Below are 25993 nucleotides of genomic sequence, written 5' to 3' on the forward strand. Positions count from 1 at the left end.
CCTGGCTATGGTGGTATTTTTACCCATAGCTTGAGAAAAGACGATCACAGCTTGCCTCTGAAGGCTCAAAAGAGCCTCCTGTGCTGCGTCACAAAATTCGCCTGCGCTTATATGAAATATCCAGTGTTTCACTTAATGCTTGACATGCAAGCAGATTGTTGTCATGTCTTGCCTTGAAAAATAGCCACTATAATTTTCTCCTCTGAAGAACAGGCAAATGGAATTTCAGAATTGTATCAGAAATGAGTATAACAAATGTGATATCCCGTCCAATACGATCAAGAGAATAAAAAACGGGCTACAAAAACTGGACCTTGAATCTGAATATTACCCCTTTCGAGTATCGGACAACATCTATTGGGGACGGGTATGGATTGATTCAATAAGGATAGTCTGCAATGGGAAAGGCCTGACACCAGAGTTTGCCGAGGCCAGCGCATACGCAGAATTGGCTGAACGTCTGAGCGCCGGGTTGTTTTATCCGGTCTTTGAAGAGCAGGTGAGGTTTAATGTTCCCGGCCTTTATGATGAGGAGACCAACAGGTTTCTGAATTACGAATGGATGGAGGGATACATTTATTCCCACCAGGATGATCTGGAAAATCCTCTCAGGATAGAAGATCTGCTGGCAAACGAAAATCATCTGACGGATAATGATATTGAAGATATAAAAAACAGCAGGATGGCCAGGCACTGGGTTGACGGTTTTTCAATAATCCGCGAGGAAACAGTAAAGGTCCCTGTCAATTTTGTTGCATATATTCACGGATCTAACGGCATGGCGGCAGGGAATACGATTGAAGAGGCGATGATCCAGGCCACATGCGAAATATTTGAACGTCATTCCCAGATACGGTCAATTAAGTCTGAACAGATCGTGCCCTCAATTGATTCGGACTCCATAGAAAATCAAAACATAAGGGACATGATTAAATTCTATTCAGGAAATAATGTAGATGTAATGATCAAGGATCTTTCCTTTGACGGCCTGATACCCTGTATAGGCGTCCTGTTCATCAACAAAAACCTGCGCACTGATCGCCTGGAGCACAGGATTCTGATACCTGGCGCATCATTCAATCTTGAGGAGGCTCTGGCAAGATGCTTTACGGAAGGCATGCAGGGCAGAGAGACCCTGTTGGCTCCACGTCCCGAACTGGACAGGCCGCTTGTCCACAGATCCAAGGTTAATGACTATTATATGTTAATGAAATGCGGTATTTCCCTGAAAGATATCTCTTTCCTCGATCAAGGGGAGACAAGGACTTACAAGAATATCAAGATCAAAGATGTCCTCAGCGAGATCGAGGAAATCAAAAAGATATGCAAGGTATTCAATACCGACTATATATTATTAAACTACACTCATCCGGTTTTAGATTTCCCCGTGGTAAGGGTGATAATCCCGGGAGTTTCTGATTTTTTATCTTTTTTAAGAAAGGACGTCCTTGTATCAGGTTCGACAAGACCATCTGCTGTCTGGCGTGGAGAAGAATTCAAGAAAATAATGCAGAGTTTTTTTGAATAACATTTCTTTTTCCTCCGGGCCGGAACTCTGAGCCATTCTTTCAGGCAGTTTCTGCAGATCGGATTCGAGGAGCCGATATTGTTCAAGGATACTCAAGATCCCGGACTCTCCACCAGGTCTACCGAAACCAGCCTTGATATCCCTTTATCCTCCATAGTGACTCCGTAAAGGACATCAGCGATCTCCATCACCTTCTGGTTATGAGTAACAAGCACTACCTGGGACTGCTCTGATATCTTTTTTATGAACCGGTTAAATCGTAAGATATTGGCTTCATCAAGAGCTGCATCCACTTCATCCAGCAGGCAGAAAGGGCAGGGTTTTATGAAATAGATGGCAAAAATCAGGGCCATTGCAGCCAATACCTTTTCCCCTCCCGAAAGGAGATTAAGGTACTGGATTCTTTTTCCGGGAAGCTGTATCAAATAATCTATACCTGAATCCAGTATATCGCCGGATGAGGTCAAATTCAGCTTGGCACTCCCTTCTTTAAAAAGTAAGGGAAAGACCCTGCAAAGGCTCTCGTTCACTGAGTCAAGGGCCTCCTTGAACCGGGTCCTGCAGGTGCGATTGATCCTGCCTATGGCCTGTTCCAGGTCTTCGATTGAGCTGATAAGGTCGTCTTTCTGTGAATTGAGGTAGCTCCATCGATCCTCAAGCTCTCTGTATTCTTCAACAGCGGCAAGGTTTACAGGCCCAAGGCGATCTATCTTGCTGGTTATCTCGCTGATCCGCTTCTCTGCCTCATCAGGAGAAAATGGAAAAAGGCGCCATTTATCACAGAATTCTTCTATGTCAGCCCGGTGGCGATCCATGGCCGTTTTTTTCAGATATGCAAGGCCCTGCTCCACTTCGGCAAGGACAAGCTCATTTCGATGGATCCGCTCTTCAGCAGCCCTGAACCGGGTCTGCAAATCATTCACCTTGCCCTGCAATCCCGCAAAAGTCTGCCGGGTGTGATCGTACTCCGTTTCGACTTCTTTCAGATGCCTTTTTTGAATCAGAATCCTGCTCTCCTCTGACTTAACTTTCAGCCGCACATCTTTCAGTGACCTGGCCCTGTCCTCAAGCCGCGCTGCCAGACTCCGCTTTTCCGCCAGCATTGTTTCCCGGTCACTGGCTATCTGCTTCTTCAGGTCGGCAAGCCTTCCGAGCTCCTGCTCCCTCTCTTGAAGCTGGGTCTGAACGCGGGCCATTTTTATTCTATATTCCTCAATGACCTTTCTCCTGCGGGAAAGCACCTGTTCCTGTTGTCTCAAGGCATCCTCGCGGCCTTTTATCTGCCCCTCGGCTTCAATCCTGGCTGAAACGGCAGCTTCAATAGTCTCTTCCAGCTCTTCAAGGGATATATCTATATCAAGTATCTCCTTTTCAGCCTCTTCGATCTCCATATCTATGCGTTGAGACCTCTCTTTTTCAGCCTCAATTTCCCTGAGCAGGCTGTCCCTTTCCTTTTTATGGCCAGTCAGGTCTTCAGAAATACTTCCCTTTTTTTCATTGACTTCCCTGAGCCCGGCCTCGGCCTTTAAGAGCCCTTTGCTTATCTCATCCTCCTCTATACGTATCTGCATTGAAGATTCACGGAGTTCATTTTCACGTGCAGTCAATCCGGAAATCTCGGCCTTTCTTGCAAGTATTCCCGAGGATGCCTTGTCTTTGTCCCCAAAGACCAGCTCACCCCATGGAGTGAGAATCTCGCCGTCCCTGGTGATGTAAAAAAGGGGCTTATTGTCAGTATTGCAGACATTAAAAGCAGCTTTCAAATCCGGCACGACTTTCCAATGGACAAGGATATCAGCTACGACCCTGTCAACAGGATGTCCGGCCCTGACGAATTCAAGAAGTGTATTATCCCGTGCCCCTTCCGCATTACCGGACTCTATGCCCGGGATGATCAGGCTGGCCCGTCCCGACGGCTGGTTTTTGAGAAAGGAAATGGCCTTATCACATGCCTTCATGTCAGGGACTATCAAGGCCTGAATTCCGTGCCCAAGGGCGATCTCTACCAAATGTTCCCAGCCCGGCTCTACTTCCAGAAAATCAGCAAGTACCCCCAATGTGGGAACATCGGAAGAGCCGAGCAACCTGTTGGTGGCCATGCTGAAGCCCTCACCAGAGGCATCAATGGTCCTCAGTGCATTAAGCCTGGCCCTGCACGATGCCAGTTCCGAGTCTGCTTCATGCCTTTTTTTAACAATGTCTGAAAGGCGGCTTTTCAGAGCAGAAACAGTACATTCAAGTCTTTTTCCGTCATGAGCCAGGGAATCCAGTTCAGCCATGGCTTTCTCTATCTTCTCTTGTTGTCCCTTCAAATCACCTTCCAGGCCCTTTACATGTTCTGATATACCCTGCAGCTCGTTCCGTTTCTGGTCCAGACGGCGCCTGAGTCTGTCCTTCCTGTCTCTCAAGCCGTTGCGCTCGCTGTCCAGCCTTGCGTGCCTGGCTGCCGCATCAACGAGTTCTACCTTCACTGCCTCAAGAGATTCCCTCACCTGGTCCCTAATTGTTTTTGATTCCTCTATCTCATTTTCCCGGTCGGTTATCTCAAACAGGTACGATGACTCCTCTGCCTTGAGGGCCTTTATGTCTTTCTGAAGCCCTTCACGGCCGTGTTCTGTCAACGTCCCCTTTTCATCAAGCTCCATCAATGTCTTCTCGGCGGCCTGCAGCCTGTTTTCTTCCTTAATCAAGAGCCTGTCATGCTGCGAGGCCTCCTCCCTCAGCTTCTGAAGGCCGTCTTCCGCATCGGTCAGGCCCTTGCGAATTGCAGCTAAGGCCTCCTCCGTCTCGAGGACCTCCAGTTCGAGCCTTTTCCGATCGGAGACATTTTTAGAAAGTTCCGCCTGTACACCGGACAGGTCGGCAGAGAGAGAATCTCTCTCTCTTTCCAGATCCATCCTTCGCTTCAATTCAAGAAGCCATGCATGGGCAAGGAGCGCCTGATCCAGTTGGTCCTGCTCCTTCCGCAACTTCAGATAGCGATCCGTCCTCTTTGCCTGTCTGGAGAGAAATCTGCGTTGACGCCCTACCTCGACCAGGAGGTCTTCCAGCCTCTCGAGGTTTTGCTTTGTCCGGGCCACGCAGCGCTCGGCCTCGCTGCGCCTGGCCCTGAACCTGGAAATACCTGCCACCTCCTCGATCAGGAGACGGCGATCTTGTGGCACCATGTCAATAAATGCGCTAATCTGACCCTGGTCCAAAATGGAATAAGCCCTGCTGCCAACCCCCGTATCCATAAAGAGGTAGTGGATGTCCTTCAGCCTGCAAGTCTTGCCGTTAATACGGTATTCAGTATCCCCTGACTTGTGGATACGACGCATTATTTCAATCTCAGGGGTATTTTCATACCCCGGTGGTGAAAAAAGACCTTCGTTTTCCACGACCAAACGGACCTCGGCCAGGCCTGTTTGCCCGTCATTATTCCCATTGTAAAGAATATCGTCCATTTTCTTGGCCCTGAGCATGCTGGGACTTTGCTCCCCCAGTACCCACCTGATGGCGTCAACAATGTTGGACTTGCCGCACCCATTAGGGCCTACTATGGCAATAACACCCTGGTTAAATGTAAGTTTTGTGCGCGCAGGAAAGGATTTGAAGCCGAAGAGTATCAGGGAATTAAGTCGCATAACCTGTTTCAGACATGAGCTATCTGTACCGGATGTCTTTCAGTCTCAGCTCAATGCGCTTTTGCCCTTGCCATATATTAAGACAAGGCATGCAGGCAAGCTCAAGCTCCTCCCAGGGAAGCCCGGCTTTGTCTCCGTGTCCCCATCCTACCAGATCCATTCCCCTTTTCATATACCCATTTTGCAGACCGGTCCTGGGGGTAAGAGTAAGCTTTAAGTGGCCATTTCCAACAACTGTCGACCTGCGGACCGAAAAATCCCGGACTGCAAACAAGGGGGATGGGTAACCTGCGCCAAAGGGCTCCAGATGCTCATAGAACCGGGAAAAACCCGGATCAATGAGTTCCTCGATACAGGCTGTGCAATCAACCATAAGCCTGGGATTGATGTCGTTATGTTCCAGGACCGAGGCCACGACCTTTTGAAACGCTTCAGAAAATCCTTCTACAGAATCGGAGGGCAGATGCATTCCGGCAGCAGCCCTGTGGCCGCCAAAGGAGCTAAGGTGGCCGGAACAGGCGCAAAGAGACTCGTAGAGATTCAGTCCTTCAGGACTGCGGCCAGAACCATGTGCCTCATCTCCGTCCAGGGCAAAGAGGATCACGGGCCTGTGGAATTGCTCCACCAGTCTGGATGCAACTATACCTATAACGCCCCTTTTCCATTCAGGGCTCGACAAGACATAGGCAGACCTCTTTTCAAGGCATCGTATCTTATCTAACGCCTCATTCAATATATTTTTTTCTTCTGCCTGTCGTTCCTGATTCAGCAGGTGTAATTCATTGGCAAGCCGATTTGCTTCCGCATCGTCATCCGTGGCAAGTAACCTGTAAGCTTTGTCAGCGTGAGCCATCCGCCCGGCGGCATTTATTCGCGGAGCGACCCTGAAGGCAATGTCCGTGGAGGTGATTCCGGAATCAAGGGAACATAACGCCTTCAATGCCTTGATTCCCGGCCTGTTGCATCCATCAAGCACTTCAAGCCCCGCCCGGACAAGTATGCGATTGTCCCCCAAGAGCGGAACTAAATCCGCCACGGTCCCCAGGGCCGCAAGATCCAGATATTCCTTGAGATTGGGCACCTGACCGGCTTTCCAATGCCCAAGCCCATAAAGGCGATGCCTCAATGCCCTGACAAGATTGAAGGCCACACCTACACCGGCAAGTTCTTTGAAGGGAAAGGGGCAATCAGGACGCTTGGGATTAAGCACTGCCAGGGCCTCGGGAAGGGTATCAGGGGGTTCATGGTGGTCGGTGACAATGACATCCATCCCAAGCTCCCCTGCCAGGGCGACTGCTTCACTATCCGATATGCCGCAATCAACTGTAATCAGAAGCCTGCAGCCTCTGGATGCGAGATTCCTTAATGCTTCTGCATTAAGTCCGTAGCCCTCGTTCTCCCGGTGGGGGATATAGACTGTTACCTTTAGTCCAAGTCCCTCAAGAAATCCGGAGACCAGGGCTGCGGAGGTGACACCATCGACATCGTAATCACCGAATACGGCCACCTGTTCTTTTTGGGCTACTGCCCTGACCAGCCGGTCAACAGCCCTGTCCATGTCCATCATCTTCCAGGGATCGCTGAGGGATTTCAGCGAAGGGCTGAGGTGTTGCGCAACGGCCTCCGGCGTATTTATCCCGCGTTGATACAGAAATTTGGCAATAATGCCCGGAATCCCTGACTTACCGGCAAGTTCCTCAACCGCCGACATATTTATGGAGGCAAAGTCCCACGGCAGTTCGAGGATCACGGAATTCATGGTCATGAGACTAATCAGGCATCAGGAGGCTGTCAATTTGTTCCGTATAATTTGGGAATTGAAGATGTTCCGTGGATATCGTTTATCCGGAACTTCGGCCAGGATTTTACCAATGATTTTTTAGGCCGCTTCAGTTCTGCATAGAGCTGACCGCAGGCAGCGGATATGTCTTGCCCCTTGCTTTTTCTTATGATGGTAGTGTAGCCGGTTTCTTTAAGCACCTGCTGAAATGCAAGAACCCGTTCATTGACCGGGCGTCTAAAGGGAATATCATGGCTTTCATTAAAAGGTATCAAGTTGATTTTTAAAGGGATTCCCTTAAGGAGCCTTGCGAGTGACACTGCCTGTTCGATGCTGTCATTTACACCGGCAAGGAGGATATATTCAAAAGTAATACGCCTCCTGCGGGAAAGCCGATAATTTCGACAGGCCTCAATGAGCTGCGGAAGGGGATAGCGACTGTTGACCGGCATTATCTGATCCCGTGTCTTATCGTCAGGGGCGTTCAGGGAAACAGCAAGACCCACGTCCGTATCCCGGCCAAGACGTAATATCTCAGGAATCAGACCACAGGTGGATACGGTTATCCTGCGCAATGAGAAGTTCAGTCCAAGGTCATCAGTGAGTATGTGAATGGACTTCAAGACATTCCCGTAGTTTGCAAGCGGCTCTCCCATACCCATGAATACGAGATTTCTGAGCCGTTCCCTTTCTCCGGTGCGTTCCAATACGGCAAGCGCCTGCCCTGCGATTTCCGAGGGGATAAGCTGACGACGAAAACCCATCCTGGCAGTATGACAGAACCTGCATCTCATAGCGCACCCGACCTGACTGGATATGCAAAGCGTCTTGCGGCCCTGTTCAGGTATCAAGACGCTTTCCACTACCGATGTCATCCGGCAGTCTCCAGGCAAATTTGCTTGTGCCGTCAACAGAGCGTTGCTCTGCCTCAAGCTCCGGTTTGGTAAGCAGGCCCTTTTGGGCAACCTTTTCCCTCAGGGCCTTGGGGAAGTCGGTCATTTGGGAGAAGTCCCGGAATCCGGGTCTCCAAAGCCAGCTAAAGAGCTGCCGGCCCCTGAAGGCCGGCAGGCCCAGATCCCTTGCCCATATTTCGAGGTCGCTTCGAGTAAAGCAGCGGTAGTCGATCACTATGGCAACCTCCAGGCATTTCAATTATTCATGGATGGCTGGCCTGTTGTTTCCAGTACACTCATCCACATATCTCCGGAGGTGTCCACCTGCTTTCGCTTTCCTGCCGTCGCCTCCATGGGGATGTGGACAATCCGATTGTTGCACAGGCCCACCAGCATTTTGGTCTTGCCGGCCATGCCGGCATGAACCGCGCTGCGGGCCAGAAAGCCGCACAAGAGATGATCTCCGGCATTGGCACAAGCACTCCGGATCGTGTAACTGGGGTCAATATATTTGAGGTTAATTTCCATCCCTTGTTTTTCAAAATAAGCGGCAATGGACTCTTTCAGGAAGATGCCAATGTCATGAAGCCGGATGTTTCCGGAGGCATCGAGTTGCTGCTGCTCTGTGTCGCCAAAAAACTTTTGACCTGCCCCTTCCGCCACTACAATTACGGCGTGCCTCCTGAGGATTAAGCGTTCTTTCAGGGCTTCCAGCAGGCCTTTTGGCCCTTCTAATTCAAAATCTGATTCCGGGATAAGGACAAAGTTTACATCCGGCATCGCCAGGGTGGCTGCGGCTGCGATAAACCCTGAATGACGGCCCATGACTTTCACCAGCCCCACTCCGTTCGGAGCACTGGTAGCCTCATTATGGGCACCGCCTATGACATCAACCGCTATACTCACGGCCGTCTCAAAGCCGAACGAACGATCGATCAGATAGATGTCATTGTCGATGGTTTTTGGTATACCTATAACACCAATTTTTAAGCGCCTCTTGTTGATTTCGTCTGTAATCTTTGCAGAGGCAGCCATGGTGCCATCTCCGCCAATGGTAAACAGGAGCCCGACATTCATCCTCTCCAGTGCATCTACGATGCTAACAATATCCTGAGGTCCCCTCGAAGAGCCAAGGATCGTTCCTCCCCTCTCGTGGATGTGGGCCACAGATTCGGGTGTAAGCTCCATTATGTCGTGACCGTAAGTGGAAATAAAACCCTGAAATCCGTATCGGATGCCGTAAATATTGCGGAGACCATAGTTAAAATAGAGCGACAGCACGATTGCACGAATCACATCATTTACGCCCGGGCAGAGCCCGCCGCAACTTACAATTGCACACCGCAGTTTCGCTGGATCAAAAAAGATCTTGCTTCGAGGACCTGCCAGTTCAAAGGATAGAGGTTCTTCACCACGCTCCAGGGTCTTTTTGAGATTATCCGCAAAAATGTCCATCAGGACCCGGTCTTTTCCAGACACAAAGCACCCCGTTCCGGAACCCTTTGCTCGAGTCCGAAGAGGAGAAGGGATCTTGGCCGGGCCAAGGCCCGTGATCGAACTCTCGATCTGTTTACTGCTTCTCATATCAAGCTACCTTTCTTATAATTTATAGGTCATATCTCCTCAAATAGTCTCCCGCGAAGATCTCTACTACTTCCGTTACGCTGATTTCTGCATTCATGGCACTTCTCCTTTCGGTGTAAATATCCGGTGAACCCGTTATATCCCGCCTTGAAGCGGTTACCTTTTTCCGGGTTTCAAAGCTCACCCATTGCAGACCGAAAGAGGCAGTGCAATCCGGCCCGCTGCCCGAAACCCTGCAAAAGGCAAACCGCTTCTGCGGCAGGGCGCGGATGGCAACCTCCACAGTGGACCACGGGTTCACCGAATATTTACCTTTCGGTTTGATTTTTTGTAATCAAAACCATGACAAAGACTGCCTCATTCGGCCCGGCACTTCAAATGCCATTGATCTCTTTATCGGCATGTCGTATGGTATTTATAATGGTAAATAATCGCTTTTGGGCAGGCTGCCCGGCACCATATATCCTTCTTGACCGTCAATGCCGCTTACGAATCATGCAATTATGAAAATTAATGCTCCACATATTGTCAAGCGGAAAGATGGGAAGTGCCATGAAATGTAAAGGGTCTGCTGTATGATCCGGCCTGCAAAATAACCGTATTTAGAGGAAACTTCTTTCAAAATGAGCGTAACTATAGGTGTTTTCGACTCAGGTATTGGTGGGCTCACAGTGGTCCGCGAGATCAAACAATTATTGCCGGCCCAGCCCCTTATCTATTTTGGAGACACTGCACGGACTCCCTATGGAACCAAAAGCCCGGAAACAATTATTCAATATGCCAGGGAAGATACCAGATTCCTGCTGGAGCACGGGGCCGGCATATTAGTGATCGCTTGCCACAGCGCAGCCAGTACCGCCACCTCTGCATTGAGGCAGGAATTTTCTGAACCAATATTTGAAGTTGTAACCCCTTCTATAGAACAGGCATTGGCCCTTACCAGACGAAAAATCATCGGCTTAATCGGTACAAGGGCCACAGTGACAAGCGGCGTATACGAAAAAGCGATCCATTCTCAAGTTTCAGATACAAAGGTATACAGCCAGTCATGTCCTCTTCTGGTGCCCCTGGTGGAGGAGGGATGGCTCAAGGCCAGGGAGACCCGCATGATAGTCAAGAAGTATCTCAGGCCCTTAAAAAACCGGCAGATAGATACCTTGATCCTCGGATGCACCCATTATCCGCTTCTCAAGCGGATAATCCGGGAAAAAATGGGAAAGAAGGTGAAAATAGTAGACCCTTCAGCAGAAATAGCACGTGCGGTTTATTCATACCTTGAGGCCAAAGGTCAACTTTCTGAGGAGTCACATGGCCGGGAAGATCGTTTTTTTGTCTCTGACCTCACTCCAACGACTCAGGAGGTGGTTCAACGTTTCTTAGGCAGACGGATCCGGCTCGAAAAGGCCTCGATGTTCGTCACATCCCGACCCTGATCCTGTATTTCACCTTTACCTCGCCGTCCTTGGGGACTGTCACGTCGAACCTTATTGTAAAGGCATCTACCTTTTTATAAGGATAATTGTTGCTGATTACCACCCGGTTCCCAAATAATGGTTCCACTACGCCCACGGTGATACCCTCTAAAGGCATGCCAAGGCTATTGCCTTGTGAATTTTTGAATTTGACATACACATTTACCGGCTGTTTTGGGTTTTGGTCCCTGTAACGTCTGGTAAAATAGCCTTTCATCCCATAGACGAGCAGCTCTTTCTATTCTGTTCAAGTACGCTGAAGTCATCCGGGCGATTCAGTGACTTTGTGTGAACGGTTACAGGCATGATATGGGAAGCAACATCCATTGCAAGAGGAGCTGAATTCTGCCAAAAAAACGGGTTCTTCGCTATTTACGTGGGTAGCATAGAGCATTGCCATACTAAATAGCGAAGAGGCCTTTTTCTGATATGACTATTGAGTTAGCTCCGCTTCGATATATAGTCTTTGATTATTGGGTAATCATCCCTTGTCCCTCCAATGCTCTCGTCCCTTGTTTTCTGAGACTTTTGCAGCATGGGACCCTCCCTGTTCTCCTCCGCTTCGCTCCGGAGCCAGGGTTTCCCGTACTGCAAAAGCCAGGAAAACTACGGGACTTCCGCAAGTCGCTCCAAGGGATGATTACCCAATAATCCGTTACAATTAGCATATGATGCGGAGCTAACTCAATAGTCATATTTTCTGATATGAAAGATATTGACCTGGAGAGGCGTTGTAGCAGCCTGTTGAAAGGGGTATAAATGCAGAGAGTTAAAGGCTGGGAAAGGCAGGTGTCACTGTCTGGGATAATTCAAAAAGGGATGTCAAAAAAATCACGCAATGATGGCATGCCTGGGGTTGTATGTATTTGGTGTAGCATGATTCAGACAAAAGGAGATTTCCGTGGGTAACATCCATGACAAAATAATACTTGAGGCCGATGGCTCCATTTCTGTACCGGATTTGCCGATAATTCCCTGCATTGAAGGTGATGGTATAGGCCCTGATATCTGGAAGGCAGCCAGGCGCGTATTGGATGCCGCGGTGGAAAAGGCTTACGGAGGAAAGAGGAAGATCTTATGGAAAGAGGTCCTTGCAGGTGAAAAGGCCTATCGGCAGACCGGAAAATGGCTGCCGGCCGGGACACTGGAGGCCATAAAAGAGCATGTGGTTGCAATCAAGGGGCCGCTTACGACCCCGGTGGGTGAGGGGATAAGGAGTCTTAATGTCACCCTGAGACAGGAACTGGATCTGTATGCCTGCGTAAGGCCTGTCCGTTACTTCAAGGGGACTCCAAGCCCGGTTAAGAAGCCTGAAGATATGGACATGATCATCTTCCGCGAGAACACCGAAGACGTGTATGCAGGAATAGAATGGCCGGAGGGCAGCGAAGATGCCGGGAAACTCATCCGATTTCTGAAGGATGAAATGGGACAGGATATCAGGCCGGATTCAGGGATCGGAATAAAGCCCATCAGCCGCTTCGGGACCCAGCGTCTGGTCAGAAAGGCCATACGTCATGCCATCGATACGGGCAAGCCAAGCGTCACTCTGGTCCACAAGGGTAACATCATGAAGTATACTGAAGGGGCCTTTAAAAACTGGGGCTATGAGCTGGCAAAAACAGAGTTTCCGGAGAAGACGATCACAGAACAGGAGCTATGGAGCAACTACAATGGCAGGCAGCCGGATGGCAAGATCGTTATAAAGGACCGCATTGCAGATGCCATGTTCCAGCAAATCCTTCTGAGGCCCAGGGAATACAGCGTGCTGGCCCTGCCAAACCTTAACGGCGATTACATTTCCGATGCATGTGCTGCCCAGGTGGGAGGGCTTGGCATGGCGCCCGGCGCGAACATAGGTGATGGCTATGCCCTTTTTGAGGCAACCCATGGCACGGCCCCAAAATATACCGGGCTCGACAAGGTCAACCCCGGCTCCCTTATCCTTTCCGGTGCCATGATGCTCGAATACCTTGGCTGGAAAGACGCAATGGCAAAAATCCACAGCGCCCTTGAGGCAGCCATTGCCAGGAAAAGGGTAACCTATGACCTGGCAAGACAGATTGAAGGTGTAACCGAAGTAAAGTGCTCGGAGTTTGCCTCATCTATTATTGAATCCATGTAGATTAATCTATTAAATGCAATGGCCCCTTATCAGGCTCCCCTTAATAATAAGGGACATCCTCTTTCCCCCATGCTGTGCCGCCTGCCGGGCCAGGCTCTGTGCTTCGGCAGGAGACCGTCTGTGTCGCAACTGTCTTGAGTCCATAAGACCCGTGGAACCCCCGATCTGCACTGTCTGCGGCCGGCCATTTCACGGCCCGCGGGATACCGGCCACGTGTGTGGCGAGTGTATAAAGAATCCCCCATCCTTTGACACCGCCCGCTCAGTGTTTCAGTTCCAGGGGTCTATAAGGACCCTTATTCACAGAATTAAATACAACGATGACGGCTATGCCCTGAGGGCCCTTTCCTCCCTGGCTATGGAATATAATATGTTACCGGATCACTTAAGGCCGGATATGATGATTCCTGTGCCATTACACCCGAAGCGTCTGAAAAAACGGGGTTTCAACCAGTCCCTCCGGCTTGCCAGGACGATCTTTCCTCATATTCCGTTAGGAATGGATATCCTCATCAGGACATTGAATACCACGCCCCAGACAGAGCTTTCAATGAAGGAAAGGCTCAGAAATGTGAGAAATGCCTTTGAAGCCGCAAGTCCTCTGCCGGAAGGTGTGGAGATAATACTCCTCGTTGATGATGTCTATACTACAGGGGCTACTGTCATGGCCTGCGCCAGGGCCATAAAAAGGGCGGGAGCAAAAGAGGTCCATGTGTTCACGGTTGCAAGGACCGTAATAGCGCGCCCATAAGTGCTAAGTTATTTTTGCACCGGATGGACTGATGAACATCGAACATCGAACGTCCAACATCGAATAATGAATGGGGAAAGATGAAGAAGCAGACTTATGACCTGAAAGAAAGGCTGCTAATTAAAAAACCTGAACTACTAAATAATATTTTAGAGGAAACAGAAAATTAATTAAGGTTTTCGTTACGAGCATCAAAACGGCTGAAAAGAGACAGAAATAGCCATTGAATGTTAGGTATTGGATATTCGTTTTTCATTCGATGTTGGATGTTGGACGTTCGATGTTCGATGTTCATCTTTCAAATGGATGTTCGATGTTCATCTTCCAAAACAATTGATAGCCCACCTCAGGTAGGTCTCTTTCGGTCTGCTGCAGCAAATTTTCCATATCGAACATTTACTTCTTTTATCCCGCTATTTCCGAAAGGGTCTTGTAGATAGAGACGGCGCCGGGATGTCGCACTACCCTGAACTGCTTTCCGGTCTTCTTGCACGTAGCCTTTACTATCTTCAAGGCCCCGTGGCTGTTGATACTGGTGATAAACAGGATGATGTCAGCCTTGCAGACCACGTTTTTGAGAACATGCCGCCCATTGGAGCAGTCTCCGTTATGGAAAAGGAAGTCCGCGCCCAGATCATGAATTGTTCTGCGGTATTCGGGTTCCAGGCGATCAAGGCCTCCTATCACTGCCACACGCATGCCTTCCAGAGGACAACGGCATTTTTTCTGTTCTGTGCATTGATGGCAGTCTCCCCGGGCATCCTCAGGGCGGAGGAGAGTAAACACGTTACCACCCTGGATATCCTCTTCTTTGCCCGGCCCTGCCTTCTGTCCTGCGGACCGGTTTTCATCCTTGACTTGCATAGATGATTCAATCAGTCTCTCATATTCAGCAATCTTTTTATTTGCCTGTTCAAGCTCATAGGCAATCTTCTTTGCTTCGCGTTTCAGGGCTGCTTCTCGAAATGGCCGTTGCCTCAACTCCGTCAACTCCCGGGAGTACTCGGCCAGCTTCTTCTTGAGTTTTAATATTTCCGCATCCTTTTCCTGTAGCTGCCTTTTAAATGCATGTTTCACTGAAACTTCAGATATATTGACCTCGGATTGAAAGCGACATCCTTCTGTGGTCTTTAGGCCTTGTTTTTTCTCCGTAGCATCGTGGTTCAGGACAGAAAGGCCGAGCTTGAGCTGGCTACAATTTTCCATGAGACGCCAGATAAGAGAATGTGACAGAATTTGAGCCTGTTTGCGCATCTCCGGTCTTGAGTCAGTGCTTGCAGCCCACAAAATGGGGGCAGGCCACTGCCTGTTTCCAATTGACAATGCCAGGTCCTCAGGGGCCAGGGAACGGACCCTTGACGGCGCAACGGAAAACCGGTGCTTGAAATGACGGTTTAGTTCCTTTGCAACGGATTTTTCAGGATCGTGACTGTAATGATGAAGGCTCCAGAGCTCGTAGCCCGGATCCATATTTGCCTTTGTGGATTTCAGGTAATACTTTGTACATATCTTACGCATATCTTTGATGTTTATGGTCATGGCCATGAGTAATGTCAGAGTTACGCAATCCGGCAATGGGATTTTACCGCCTTTTACTGTACTACATGAAGATATAGTATGATTGTCTGTGGCTTTAACAGTGGGGTCCGCCTGATTCTTGAGATTTTCTACGGCATTTTTCATAACCGCCTCCTGACAGATATTATATCTTGAAATTCAATTGCAATTACCGGTTAAATTGATGCCTTGCCCTGCAGATCTGCGCCGCTCTCATCTTTTATCTCATTTATCACATGTAAGGGCAGAAAGACCTCAAAGGTGCTCCCTTCTCCAGGGATGCTGGTTACGTCAATCCATCCGCCCCGCCGGCGGATCAGGGCAAAGACAATAGCCAGGCCCCATCCCCGCTTTCGGCTTTTTCCACCCGCCTCTTTGGTGGAAAAGAGGGGATCGAAAATCCGGTCAAGCATATCCTCAGGAATACCTGACCCGTGATCGCAAACAGAAAGGACTGCAAAGGTCCCTGGATAAGCGTTCCCGTGTTGCCGGCAGTAAGAACTGTCAACGGTGCGTCTGAAAGTCCCGACAAGCAGATCTCCTCCTTCCGGCATCGCCTCCTGGGCATTGACTGCAAGGTTGCTCAATATCCGCCATATGTCGCCCTGGCTCAGCAGAACCGGAAGGGGATTACCGCAGGGAGTAAAGTGCAGATTGATATTCTTGTTGAAAGATGATCTCAGGGCATCAAGGGCCAGTTTTGCCTCCACGGTTAAATCCCTGCAGACCAACTCCACTGTGATTTCGTCAGGCCCGATGGCCTGCAGGCGATTAACCAGACCTTCCATGTTGTCCAGGACCTTGCGTACGGCAAGTACCTTCTGCTTTATCTCATTTTGGGGGAATTCCTTTTCGAGCCGGTAAATTGTGGCTCCGATGGCAATCAGACCGTTATTGAGGTCGTGGCACAGACCTTCGGCCAGGTGCTCCATGGATGCCATTTTCTGGATCTGGATAAACTCCGCCACAGCATGATCTGTGGAATCCAAAAGGTTCCGGATAGTGTTCAGAGAGTCACGGACACCGGTAAGTACCGGGCCGATTCCAGCAGCAAATTGCGCTGCATTCCTTATTGGGCGCATTCGTGTAACCGGTCCTCGTATGGATATTCGGCCTTCTACCATGGTCTTACCTCCATTCATTGTTCACTCCTCGGAAATCTCGCGCCTTGCATCTGAAGCATTTTGAGCGGAATCATATTTCAATGACTTTTTTGTAGTAGTGAAGTAGTTAGTGTAAGTAAAATCGTTCAGGGCCATTTCTTTATTTGTTGATAAACTAAATGCGTTACATTTGCAATAGGTAATTAAAAAAATATTTGGATGAGGCCCTGGCGGGGCCAAAAGATAGATTGTTCAATTAGAAGAAGTATGGCTGACCAAGTTTGCCTGGCGCCCTGATCAGCCAGACGAATAACGATCACTGATCAGTTTCCCGTTGCTTACCGGCAGGCATGTCCACAGTCCCTAAAAACTATTTCCTGTCAGTTTTTGCTTTTTTTCTTGACAACACAATTTAAAGATGATATTGTGAATACGTTTCAATTAAGGGATGTACCTCACGGGACGTATTCTGAAATGGAACACAAAATTTCCTTTTGACATGCCAACATGATTTTTGTGGTGCGATATCTCAGGATTAGGGAGTGATCATGGGACAAAGGGCTGGCGTTTATCACTTGTTTGACGATAAAAACTATCAGGAGGTCGATGCGGTCATAAGGCCCGGCATGCCTCTTACTATGGCCGGAACGGGTGAAAAAGTGCGTATCGTAATGTTTGCAAGCGGTAGGGGGATGCACCAGAGGCTGATCAGCATGGGCCTGGATGTGGGATCGGAGATCGAGGTAATCAGAAGGGGTGCCCCGGGGCCTTTTCTGATAGCGACCGGCGATACGCGTCTTGCTATAGGGGCGGAAATGGCCCATAAGATCATGGTTATTCCGGTAGAAAGGAAAATCTAATGACTCTGGATGAAATAAGACCCGGCCAGGGGTGCCGCATCGTGAGGCAAAACCTGGGCGGTGCAACCGGACAGCGCTTGATGGACATGGGTTTTATGCCCGGAACAAAGGTTGAGGTTGTACGCAACGCCCCCCTGGTAGACCCCGTTGATCTCTTGATAAGAGGATATCACGTCAGCATACGTCATGCCGAAGCCAAGGGTGTGGAGGTGGAACAATTATGAGACATAAAGGCAGTGAAATAGTAGTGGCTGTTGCCGGCCAGCCGAATTCCGGCAAATCGACTATTTTCAACATGTTGACAGGGGCAAGGCAGCATGTTGCCAACTACCCCGGTGTTACCGTCGAAAAAAGAACGGGGAAATACAGCCACAATGGCGATACTGTGACACTTGTGGATCTGCCCGGAACCTATAGCCTTACTTCCTATAGTCAGGAGGAAAGGATTGCCAGAGACTTTCTGCTTCATGAAAAACCAACATGTGTGCTTGATATAGTGGATGCCTCCAATCTCGAGCGCAATCTTTACCTGACGTTTCAGCTCCAGGAGATCGGCATCCCTCTGGTTGTTGCATTGAATATGATGGATGTAGCCCAGGCCCGCGGCCATGTGATTGATACGCATAAGCTGAGTGAACTACTGGAGGCACCAGTAGTTCCTACAGTGGGAAATAAGGGCAAGGGAAAACAGGAAGTTAAGGAGGCCATTGTAAATGCTTGCAAAAATACTGAAAACGGCAGTTTTCGCATTGATTACGGAGAAAAACTGGAATCGATCCTGGGCCTGCTTGAAAAAAAGCTTTCAGAAGATCTGAATATTTCTACCTCTTATCCGGTGCGGTGGTTAGCGGTAAAACTCATGGAAAACGACAGCGAAGCGCGTCGACTTGTAGAGAAAGCGGCTTTGGCATAGGAAATATATGAAGGCCGAAAAAGAGATATTAAATCGCGTTGACTCAGAGAGAGAAAAATTTCTTTCCCAGCATAAAGAGGCGGCAGAGGCAGTCATTGCACAAAAGCGTTATCAGGCTGCTGAAAGGATCGCCGATATCGCGGTCAAGCGGGAAAAAGGCGTCCGTAGAACGTTGACGGATAAGATAGACGCGGTTGTCTGCCACAGGGTTTTAGGACCGGTTATCCTTCTGGGCGTCATCTATCTCTTTTACGAGCTGTCCATAGCGCAGGGCTACAAGGTCACCGCTTATACCTGGCCCCTGCTTGCTGCTTTTCGGGATTTTTGTGCCTCTATGCTCCCATCCCCGGGGCTTGTTTTTGACCCTCTTTCCAGAACGGTTCCCCTGGGAGTTATTGATGGGATCGTAGCTGTATTGAATTACATACCCATCTTCCTCATATTGTTTTCTCTGATAGCCATCATGGAGGATTCGGGCTATATGGCCAGGGTGGCATTCATCCTGGACCGTATTTTCAGAAATTTTGGTCTGCATGGCCAATCCGCGCTTCCAATGATATTGAGCGGGGTGTTTGTAGGCGGGTGCGCAATACCCGGTGTAATGGCGTGCCGTGCTATAAAGGATCAAAAGGCTAAGATAGCAACCATACTGATCTGCCCCCTCATGAATTGCCTGGCCAAAATCCCTCTCTATGTGCTCCTTGTGGGTATGTTCTTCGCTGCCCACAAGGGAATTGTCATGTTTTTCATATCGACGATCACCATTATCATAGCCCTCTCGGTATCTAAAATCCTGAGTTTTACATTGCTCAGAAAAGAAGAAACCGCACCTTTTGTCCTGGAGATGCCCCCGTATCATGTGCCTACGATAGGGGGCGTGCTGAGACGCTGCATCGAACGGACCTGGCTTTTCGTCAAAAAAATTATAACCATAGTTGCCGCAGTTACACTGATTGTCTATGCCCTTATGAATGTGCCGGGAATAAGCAAAGACAGGAAAGCTGATTTTCAGGACCAATTCAACAAAGACGTCGGGACATTTTTTAAGAAAATAGGCGAAGATAATCCCTATGCAAAGCTTTTTGAAGGGGCAGGCATGACAAGTTTTGCAGTTTACTGGGATGACTATAAGAGGGCAAAAATGGGGGCCAAGGGCAAAGAGGCGAAAAAGGCAATCGATGAGACGTTTAAGGAAAGAAATAGCGAGTTCTTCAAGATCGTAAAAAGGGGCAGTTACGTGGTTGATGGGAAAAAGGTGAAGGATAAATATGCCCGTAAGGTTCACAAGGCGTATAAGAATCTGCACAGCAAGAGGAACAAAATTAAAAGGACAATCAAGGAAGAGACTATTATAGGAAGTGTTATGGGGCGTATCGGGCGCTTTGTAGAGCCGGTTACCAGCTATGCCGGATTTAACTGGCGTGTAAATATTGCCCTGATAAGCAGCTTTGCGGCCAAAGAAAACAGTGTGGCAACACTCGGAAGCATCTACCAGAGCACTCCGGGGGAAAAAGAAGAGTCACTTGGGGCCAGGATGAAGAAAAAAGAAAGAGGCTGGACACCTCTTCATGCCCTGGCGATCATATTGTTTATGACTATGTATCCGCCGTGCATCCCTACATTGCTCATGGTCAAGCTGGAGGCCGGCACAAAATGGGCGCTCTTTGCAACATCTTATCCTATTGTCCTGGGATCTGTCATAGCTATTCTCGTCTTTACTGGAGGAAACCTGATAGGTCTCAGCGGGTTCAAGACAATGGTTGCTTTTTACCTGCTTGCCTCAGGTATTACCATAAGTTTGGGAATTATTAAAAGGAAGGCAGTATCAGAAGTAAATATCCGGTGAACCCGTTATATCCTGCCTTGAAGCGGTCACCTTTTCCGGGTTTCAAAGCTCACTCATCGCAGACCGGAGAGGCAGTGCAATCCGGCCCGCGATCGAAACCCTGCAAAAGGCAAACCGCTCCTGCGGCAGGGCACGGATGGCAACTTCCACAGCGGACCACGGGTTCACCGGATATTTACAATCAGAATATGTTTAAACCTGAGTCGAGTATTAGCTGTTAGCTTTCAGCAAACTAATTGCTGACCGCTAAAGGCTAACCGCTCAATTTAGGAAGGAAGGGAGGTGAGACGTTATGAAAAAGATCTTGATCTATTTATTCCTGGCAGTGCCGTTTTTTTTCACCACCTATGCATTTGCGCACACGCCTCTTTGCTCTTGCTATGACAACGGAGACAGGACAATAACGTGCGAAGGCGGTTTTTCTGATGGCTCATCAGCCGCCGGGGTCAGCATGACTGTGAAGGACAAAGACGGCAAGGCAGTCACCAAAGGAACTATGAACGAAGACAGCGAATTTACCTTCAAGAAACCCGAGGGTGATTACACGGTAGTCTTTGATGCAGGACCCGGTCACGTTGTAGAGGTACCAGGCTCAGAAATTACGGAATAGGAATTGAGGAGAAAAAAATGAAAAAATTAGTAATGCTATTATCCCTGGTCGCGGCTTTCGCGCTGAGCGCGCCGGCTTACGCCCATTTTCAGACGATCTACACGCCGCAAAGCGCTCTTTCGAAGACGCAAAAAATCAACATCAAGTTGATCTTTACCCACCCGTGGGAAGCCGGGCATACCATGGACATCGGAAAAGATCAGAGCGGCAAGATACACCCGCCCATCGCATTTGGCGTCATGCACAAAGGCAAGAAAAAAGACCTTCTCGAGACCCTGAAGGCGATAACCTTTACCAGCCTCAGCAATAAGGGAAGGGCCTACGATGTTAATATGAAATTAAAAGGGATGGGTGACCATGTATTTTACTTTGTGCCTGCACCATACTATGAAGGGGCAGAAGACATCTACATCCAGCAGTGCACCAAGGCGATATACAATATAGCCGGTGCCCCTACCGACTGGGATGCATTGGTAGGCGCTCCTTTACCTACAGAGATTGTTCCTCTGGACAAGCCGTATAGCATCTGGAAAGGAATGAGTTTTCGCGGTGTTGTCACGTGCGGCGGCAAACCGGTGCCTGATGCTGAGATTGAAGTTACATATATGAACCATAATATCGAAGGGAATAATTTCATAACAAAGGAAAATATGGAAATACCGCAACCTGACCTTGTGCCTATCGGCATCAAGGCCAACAGCAACGGCGAGTTCTCTTTTACATTTCCAAAGGCGGGCTGGTGGGGCTTTTGCGCCCTTGGTGCCGGCGGAGATTTGAAATACAACGGGAAGGAACTTTCCCAGGATGCAGTCATCTGGGTCCAGGTAGTTGATATAAAATAAGCACAGGCGGTAATCTGAAGGATAATCATAAGGCCGCCTTTTTTTGGCGACTGCTCATGTAATTGCGTATCAGTTAGATATCTGCTTGTTGTCTTTTCCTCATTAATACCGTTCTCTCCTCTGTATGACCCTCTCCCCGGATCGGGGAGAGGGTCATATACCCTTTTAAGGTGTTAAATTGCCCAAGCCCCCGGATCCAGGTCTTTCCTCTCCTTGAATCGCAACCCGGCAGAACAGGACTGCGGTTTCCGGAGGATGCCTTCCGCATGACCGACAGGATGGAATTTATCAATGTGGACACCAATACCGTGGATAAAAGGCTGACCGAGCAGTTTACAGGAGCCCTGAGAGAAGCTGGATTTGTTTTTCCTGCACGGTCTATAAAGCGCTCTTCCCGTTTTATATAAAAACCACGGACAAGACGAGCGGCTACCTGCGATTTGACGTAATCCGGAACGGGCCGCCTGCCCTGATCGGCATTGCCTTCTCGTTAGTCTTTGCCATCATCGTCAACATGCGGAAACTTGGTTTAAGAAAACACTGGGCCGATCTTGCTATCATCATGTTCACCGGCCTCTACTATAGCGTTTCATGAAAACCTTTACACTGTCATTGCGAGGAGCGAAGCGACGAAGCAATCTCAACAAGGCCCACAAACTATGTCACGAGATTGCTTCGCTAACACTCGCAATGACAACTTTTTAATGAAACGCAATAATAGGTAGCTCTATCCTCACTGTAGTGCCTTCATCTTGTGAGGATTTGAACGATATGGAGCCTTCGTGGCTGGTCACAACCAGACGGGCCATATAGGTCCCAAGGCCTGTCCCGTCTCTCTTTCCGGCGGTTGCGTACTTTTCAAAAAAACATGAGCGCATCTGTTCCGGAACCATACCCCAGTTGTGTATATATACCCGCACCCGTTCGTTGTCATGCTTGACATTTATCTTTACGGACTGGTTTTCGGGCGAGGCCTCAATGGCATTCTTGACTAGGTTGTCCAGTGCGCTTTGAAGATATATCTTGTCTCCGATAAAAGGCAGTTCTTGTCCAAGGGCATAGAATTTCTTATTGAAGATAATGACGATATCAACGTTCTTCTTGTCGGCGATATTTCGAAGGGTCCTGCGGACCTGGGCTACTATTTCCATGAAGTTGAACCGTTCCTGCAAAGGATTATATGACCCGGTTTCCAGGCGTACAACATCAATATAGGTATTGACCATCCTTTCCAGCTGCTTCCCGCACTGCTGGATATGGCAGCAGCACTTCTGTTGCTCTTCGCTGAGTTCGGTCTTGTCAAGCAGGCGGTCGGCAAGACCGACAATCGAAACCAGGCGTGAACGCATGTCGTGGCGCAGCATCTTTTCCATGTCCTTTCGGGCGGTCTCCATCTCGACGAATGGAGTGATGTCACGAAAGGTCGAGATGATACTCTGTTTGCCCCTGAAACGGATCACCGAACTATTGACAGACACCCAGCAGTATGTCCCGTCGTTCTTCCTGAACCGATATTTGACCGGGCCGCTATCCATGTTTTTTATAAGTTTCGCGAAATCCTGGATGGCCCTGGTCCGGTCCTCGGGATGAAGCAGGTCGGCCAATGCGCGCCGGTGAAGCGTCATGGATTCAAGGCCGAGCAAGCGGCTGAAAATTTTATTATGAAAAACGATCTTGCCATCGGAGAAGAGCGCGACTCCGTCTGCGATATTATCCACAAGAATCCGGTACTGCTCCTCAGACTGCCTCAACATCTCGGTCTTCTCCCGCACCTCGCGTTCAAGGCGCTTGCGCTCTATCAGCCGCTTGACGCTGACCAGCAGTTCTCCAACATTGAAAGGTTTCTCAATGAAGTCCGAAACACCGAGCTTGATGGCCTCCAGGGCATTTTCAAAACTGCCATAGCCCGTAATGAGTATGATGTCCGAGGAGGGACTGACGCTACGCAATTTTCTGGCAAGAGAAATCCCATCCATTTGAGACATTTTAATGTCAAGGATGGCAAGGTCATAGTGTTGTCGAGTGGCTATTTCCAGGGCTTCGACCGGACGGCAGACGGCTGTGATACTGAAGCCAGCTCTTGACAGGGCCTGGCTCAAAAATTCGCAGACTACTTCTTCGTCGTCAACAATTAATATATTTGCAGCATCTTGCATTGATACACAATACAGTCATCACTGCATGAATTCGTCAGTTACATACTTGTCCACCGGCTTCTCACCTTTTCTGAACCTGCCCTTCTTGAATCAACCGCCTGCGGCGGGACTTTTTTGAGGTGGGATTTAACAATAAAAATTCCTCTAATATCAGATTATATTATCGGCTTATTGGCAGCGGAAGTTAAGAAACGGGTTTTTTTCTGAAGTTCCTATATATCTCCCAGCCATTTTTATTCATTTTAAGGACAACCAGAGAACCTGGCACAAGGCCTGAATGATCTCTCCTGCGGGGTCTGAATACACCCATGACCCCATAATAGCTTTGATCGGTATCTTCAAAGGCCTGGCACAGGTCACTATGCACAGCGGCGCCTAGTTTTCTCAGGCCCATTGCCGTGAGGTAGAGCGCATCCCAGGCCGCGCCTGCCGCCAGAAATTCTTCAATGGAAAAACCTCTGGCTTCCCTTTCCATGGCCTTCATAAATCTATTCACTGCAAAGGCACAGGGATGCGATAACGGAATATCATAGCCCAAAAGAAGCGGAGGCGCTGCTGTCCACAGCCTGAAAGAACCTGCGTATTTTTTCAGCATGTCTGATGAGATAATCTGTACAGGAACAGCCATATGTACACCCGTTCTTTTTGCAGAACGCAATAAAACAGGTCCGCAACTCCTTGGACCCCATGCCACTGTCACCCGCGCCCCTTCCTCCTTGAATTGCTGCAACTGTGAAACCACATCAGTGTCATGCAGCCCGAAGTTTTGAGGCGGCAGGACACGCAAACGATATTCCGGTCCATAGCCCTGAAGCCACAGAGATACCCTCTTTCCCTTTGGATTGTCAGCTACGAGGGGGGCTACTGGTTCAAGGCCGGTCCTGGCGAATTCCTGGAAAAGGGCCTTTATCGCAGGGCCCAGACCTGCAGAAATGCTGAAAGTACAGTGAACGGATTCATCGTTTTCAGAAGGTAAAAGAGGGTCATCTCCGGATGTCAATACAACAGGGATATTATGGGTCTCTGCATAGTTCCTTAGCACTGGAATCAGGGCCTCACTTGTGGGGCCGAGAAGGGCCACTACCTTTTTCTGTTCAACAAGTTTTCTGACCTCGAGTAATAGTCTGCCCGGTTCCCCCATGGTGTCTGCCGTTATCAACTCAAGAGGCCTTCCGCTGATTCCACCCTGGGAGTTAAGATACTCCACGGCCTTTCTCGCAGCCATGCATGCAGCTTTGCCCTCTCTGCTGCGGTCTCCGCTCAGGTCCCACAGCCCGCCCACATATATCGTCTTGCACAATGCCTTGCCAGCAATCACCGCGCTCGCAGCAAAAAACAAAAAAAGGCAGCAGCACAGAATCCTGAGCCATGAAGCTGCCATAGGTAATCGCAGGTTCATCTGATTTATGGGGAGATTTCTATTTTATTCTTGCAAGCTTTTTCTTGGCTATCCTTACCTGCGGGCTCTTTGGATACTTTTTAATAAGCTTGTTAAGTACGATTTTTGCGCTTTCCCTGTCTCCGAGCTTCGCAAAAGCCATACCCTGTTTCAGCAGGGAGTCCGGTACTTTATTACTTTTTGGATACCTGCTTATCACCTTTTGGTATTCCAGGATTGCCTCTTCAAAGCGCTGCAGGTTGTACTCGCACTCACCCATCCAGAAATAGGCATTGGCAACCCTCTTGCCGTGCGGGTGTTTTTCTATGTATGTCCTCAGGGTCTTTTTGGCATCTTTATACCTTTTCTGCTTGATTAGATCCAGGGCCTGCTGATACAGGTCCACTGCACCCTGAACGGCCTCCTTCCTCGCCTGCTCCACCTCCTTTGTCACCCTGGTGGAGGCCTGAAGCAGCCTGACTTCTTCTCTCAGATTTTCTACTTGTTTCTTAAGGTCCTCTCTGAAACGGAGCGCCGCCTCTTCCTCCTGTTCATTTCTGTGACCAATCTGGTCGATCAGGCCGTTCAGCCTGAGGAGTTCAGCCTGCAACTCGTCCATCCGGTTTCCAAATTCCGCCTGTCGGCTCCTTATAGAAGCGATGTCCTGCTCGTCCACTTTCCGTGTGGCCTTTTTCAGCTCCGCGACTTCCTGCTTCAGGAAATTAATCTGATTGCTAAAAGAACGATTCTCTGAAGAAAGGCCGTTTACGCGCCTTTCCAGCATGTTCACCTGATCCTGGGGTGCACAGCGGACCAATAACAGCATGGGCAGGAAAACAAAGATAACCAGTTGCATTGTTTTTAGAAAAACCGACTTACTTTTCCCGGGAAAAACCATGCCTTTCAATCTATTGAACGACTGCATCTCAGACTCCTTCTTATTGAATTACTGAAGAAAATTCAGCATTT

The 25993-nt window shown here is 49.0% G+C and carries 19 protein-coding genes and 2 pseudogenes; 10 read left to right on the forward strand and 11 right to left on the reverse strand.

Annotated elements, in window-relative coordinates:
* Window positions 1–217 precede the first annotated feature (217 nt).
* Entirely contained in the window at window positions 218–1528 is a 1311-nt protein-coding gene (locus tag C4B57_05925) for a hypothetical protein (GenBank protein PXF54620.1), read from the forward strand.
* A gap of 92 nt (window positions 1529–1620) precedes the next feature.
* On the opposite strand, the gene smc is transcribed toward C4B57_05925, so the two are convergent.
* The 5 genes and pseudogenes from smc to C4B57_05950 all read right to left on the reverse strand — a co-directional run bounded on the left by smc (window position 1621) and on the right by C4B57_05950 (window position 9694).
* Window positions 1621–5154, reverse strand: coding sequence for a chromosome segregation protein SMC (gene smc, locus C4B57_05930; GenBank protein PXF54621.1), 3534 nt, complete (start codon window positions 5152–5154; stop codon window positions 1621–1623).
* Between the two features lie 19 nt (window positions 5155–5173).
* A complete protein-coding gene (gene recJ / locus C4B57_05935; protein PXF54622.1) occupies window positions 5174–6919 on the reverse strand; it encodes a single-stranded-DNA-specific exonuclease RecJ in 1746 nt (581 codons plus the stop codon).
* Window positions 6920–6945: 26 nt separating this feature from the next.
* Window positions 6946–8062, reverse strand: a pseudogene (gene rlmN / locus C4B57_05940) (23S rRNA (adenine(2503)-C(2))-methyltransferase RlmN).
* 20 nt (window positions 8063–8082) lie between these two features.
* Complete coding sequence (locus C4B57_05945; protein ID PXF54623.1) at window positions 8083–9411, reverse strand: diphosphate--fructose-6-phosphate 1-phosphotransferase; 1329 nt, start codon at window positions 9409–9411, stop codon at window positions 8083–8085.
* 22 nt (window positions 9412–9433) lie between these two features.
* Entirely contained in the window at window positions 9434–9694 is a 261-nt protein-coding gene (locus C4B57_05950; GenBank protein ID PXF54624.1) for a hypothetical protein, read from the reverse strand.
* Between the two features lie 340 nt (window positions 9695–10034).
* Here C4B57_05950 and C4B57_05955 point away from each other — a divergent pair, with 340 nt between their 5' ends.
* Window positions 10035–10844: a glutamate racemase gene (locus tag C4B57_05955; GenBank protein ID PXF54625.1), complete on the forward strand. Its 810-nt coding sequence runs from the start codon at window positions 10035–10037 to the stop codon at window positions 10842–10844.
* Here C4B57_05955 and C4B57_05960 read toward each other — a convergent pair.
* On the reverse strand, window positions 10828–11100 hold the full coding sequence (locus C4B57_05960) for a hypothetical protein (protein PXF54626.1): 273 nt from the start codon (window positions 11098–11100) through the stop codon (window positions 10828–10830). The genes C4B57_05955 and C4B57_05960 overlap by 17 nt on opposite strands.
* Window positions 11101–11784: 684 nt before the next feature.
* Here C4B57_05960 and C4B57_05965 point away from each other — a divergent pair.
* A complete protein-coding gene (locus C4B57_05965; protein PXF54627.1) occupies window positions 11785–13008 on the forward strand; it encodes an NADP-dependent isocitrate dehydrogenase in 1224 nt (407 codons plus the stop codon).
* A 13-nt stretch (window positions 13009–13021) separates the two neighbouring features.
* Window positions 13022–13759, forward strand: a complete 738-nt coding sequence (locus C4B57_05970; protein ID PXF54628.1) for an amidophosphoribosyltransferase — start codon at window positions 13022–13024, stop codon at window positions 13757–13759.
* A gap of 405 nt (window positions 13760–14164) precedes the next feature.
* Here C4B57_05970 and C4B57_05975 read toward each other — a convergent pair whose 3' ends face one another.
* Together C4B57_05975 and C4B57_05980 are read right to left on the reverse strand one after the other, a co-directional pair.
* Window positions 14165–15442, reverse strand: coding sequence for a hypothetical protein (locus tag C4B57_05975; protein ID PXF54629.1), 1278 nt, complete (start codon window positions 15440–15442; stop codon window positions 14165–14167).
* Between the two features lie 50 nt (window positions 15443–15492).
* Window positions 15493–16458, reverse strand: coding sequence for a hypothetical protein (locus tag C4B57_05980; protein ID PXF54630.1), 966 nt, complete (start codon window positions 16456–16458; stop codon window positions 15493–15495).
* A gap of 509 nt (window positions 16459–16967) precedes the next feature.
* Between C4B57_05980 and C4B57_05985 the strand changes: the two genes are divergently transcribed.
* The 6 genes and pseudogenes from C4B57_05985 to C4B57_06010 all read left to right on the forward strand — a co-directional run bounded on the left by C4B57_05985 (window position 16968) and on the right by C4B57_06010 (window position 21897).
* The gene (locus C4B57_05985) at window positions 16968–17279 is read left to right on the forward strand and encodes a ferrous iron transport protein A (GenBank protein PXF54631.1); all 312 of its coding nucleotides are present in this window, start codon (window positions 16968–16970) and stop codon (window positions 17277–17279) included.
* Window positions 17279–17503, forward strand: coding sequence for an iron transporter FeoA (locus C4B57_05990; protein ID PXF54632.1), 225 nt, complete (start codon window positions 17279–17281; stop codon window positions 17501–17503). Before C4B57_05985 ends, C4B57_05990 begins: the two co-directional genes overlap by 1 nt.
* Window positions 17500–20038, forward strand: a pseudogene (feoB, locus tag C4B57_05995) (ferrous iron transport protein B). The gene C4B57_05990 and the pseudogene feoB overlap by 4 nt, the downstream one beginning before the upstream one ends.
* A 292-nt stretch (window positions 20039–20330) precedes the next feature.
* Window positions 20331–20648 carry a hypothetical protein gene (locus C4B57_06000; GenBank protein PXF54633.1) on the forward strand — a complete coding sequence of 106 codons (318 nt, stop codon included), beginning with the start codon at window positions 20331–20333 and terminating at the stop codon, window positions 20646–20648.
* Between the two features lie 17 nt (window positions 20649–20665).
* Window positions 20666–21490 (forward strand): DUF4198 domain-containing protein, encoded by an 825-nt coding sequence (locus C4B57_06005; GenBank protein ID PXF54634.1) that lies wholly within the window; start codon window positions 20666–20668, stop codon window positions 21488–21490.
* A 170-nt stretch (window positions 21491–21660) separates the two neighbouring features.
* Window positions 21661–21897 carry a hypothetical protein gene (locus C4B57_06010; protein ID PXF54635.1) on the forward strand — a complete coding sequence of 79 codons (237 nt, stop codon included), beginning with the start codon at window positions 21661–21663 and terminating at the stop codon, window positions 21895–21897.
* 294 nt (window positions 21898–22191) lie between these two features.
* Here the strand turns inward: C4B57_06010 and C4B57_06015 are convergent, their stop codons facing one another.
* The 3 genes from C4B57_06015 to ygbF form a co-directional block, all read right to left on the reverse strand.
* The gene (locus tag C4B57_06015) at window positions 22192–23646 is read right to left on the reverse strand and encodes a hypothetical protein (GenBank protein PXF54636.1); all 1455 of its coding nucleotides are present in this window, start codon (window positions 23644–23646) and stop codon (window positions 22192–22194) included.
* Between the two features lie 184 nt (window positions 23647–23830).
* A complete protein-coding gene (locus C4B57_06020; GenBank protein ID PXF54637.1) occupies window positions 23831–25045 on the reverse strand; it encodes a hypothetical protein in 1215 nt (404 codons plus the stop codon).
* Window positions 25046–25064: 19 nt separating this feature from the next.
* Window positions 25065–25949 (reverse strand): tol-pal system protein YbgF, encoded by an 885-nt coding sequence (gene ygbF, locus C4B57_06025; protein PXF54638.1) that lies wholly within the window; start codon window positions 25947–25949, stop codon window positions 25065–25067.
* Between the last annotated feature and the right edge of the window lie 44 nt (window positions 25950–25993).

The sequence above is a fragment of the Deltaproteobacteria bacterium genome (assembly GCA_003194485.1).
Taxonomy (GTDB): Bacteria; Desulfobacterota; Dissulfuribacteria; order Dissulfuribacterales; family UBA3076; genus UBA3076.

Bases quoted from the DNA above. Each gene is read 5' to 3' on its own strand.
- C4B57_06000 (PXF54633.1), top strand. From the start codon at position 20,331: ATGAAAAAGATCTTGATCTATTTATTCCTGGCAGTGCCGTTTTTTTTC.
- smc (PXF54621.1), bottom strand. From the start codon at position 5,154: ATGCGACTTAATTCCCTGATACTCTTCGGCTTCAAATCCTTTCCTGCG.
- C4B57_06015 (PXF54636.1), bottom strand. From the start codon at position 23,646: ATGCAAGATGCTGCAAATATATTAATTGTTGACGACGAAGAAGTAGTC.
- C4B57_05990 (PXF54632.1), top strand. From the start codon at position 17,279: ATGACTCTGGATGAAATAAGACCCGGCCAGGGGTGCCGCATCGTGAGG.
- recJ (PXF54622.1), bottom strand. From the start codon at position 6,919: ATGACCATGAATTCCGTGATCCTCGAACTGCCGTGGGACTTTGCCTCC.
- C4B57_05925 (PXF54620.1), top strand. From the start codon at position 218: ATGGAATTTCAGAATTGTATCAGAAATGAGTATAACAAATGTGATATC.
- C4B57_05970 (PXF54628.1), top strand. From the start codon at position 13,022: ATGCAATGGCCCCTTATCAGGCTCCCCTTAATAATAAGGGACATCCTC.
- C4B57_05975 (PXF54629.1), bottom strand. From the start codon at position 15,442: ATGAAAAATGCCGTAGAAAATCTCAAGAATCAGGCGGACCCCACTGTT.
- C4B57_05960 (PXF54626.1), bottom strand. From the start codon at position 11,100: ATGAAAGGCTATTTTACCAGACGTTACAGGGACCAAAACCCAAAACAG.
- C4B57_06020 (PXF54637.1), bottom strand. From the start codon at position 25,045: ATGAACCTGCGATTACCTATGGCAGCTTCATGGCTCAGGATTCTGTGC.
- C4B57_05980 (PXF54630.1), bottom strand. From the start codon at position 16,458: ATGAATGGAGGTAAGACCATGGTAGAAGGCCGAATATCCATACGAGGA.
- C4B57_05955 (PXF54625.1), top strand. From the start codon at position 10,035: ATGAGCGTAACTATAGGTGTTTTCGACTCAGGTATTGGTGGGCTCACA.
- C4B57_05985 (PXF54631.1), top strand. From the start codon at position 16,968: ATGGGACAAAGGGCTGGCGTTTATCACTTGTTTGACGATAAAAACTAT.
- C4B57_05945 (PXF54623.1), bottom strand. From the start codon at position 9,411: ATGAGAAGCAGTAAACAGATCGAGAGTTCGATCACGGGCCTTGGCCCG.
- C4B57_06005 (PXF54634.1), top strand. From the start codon at position 20,666: ATGAAAAAATTAGTAATGCTATTATCCCTGGTCGCGGCTTTCGCGCTG.
- ygbF (PXF54638.1), bottom strand. From the start codon at position 25,949: ATGCAGTCGTTCAATAGATTGAAAGGCATGGTTTTTCCCGGGAAAAGT.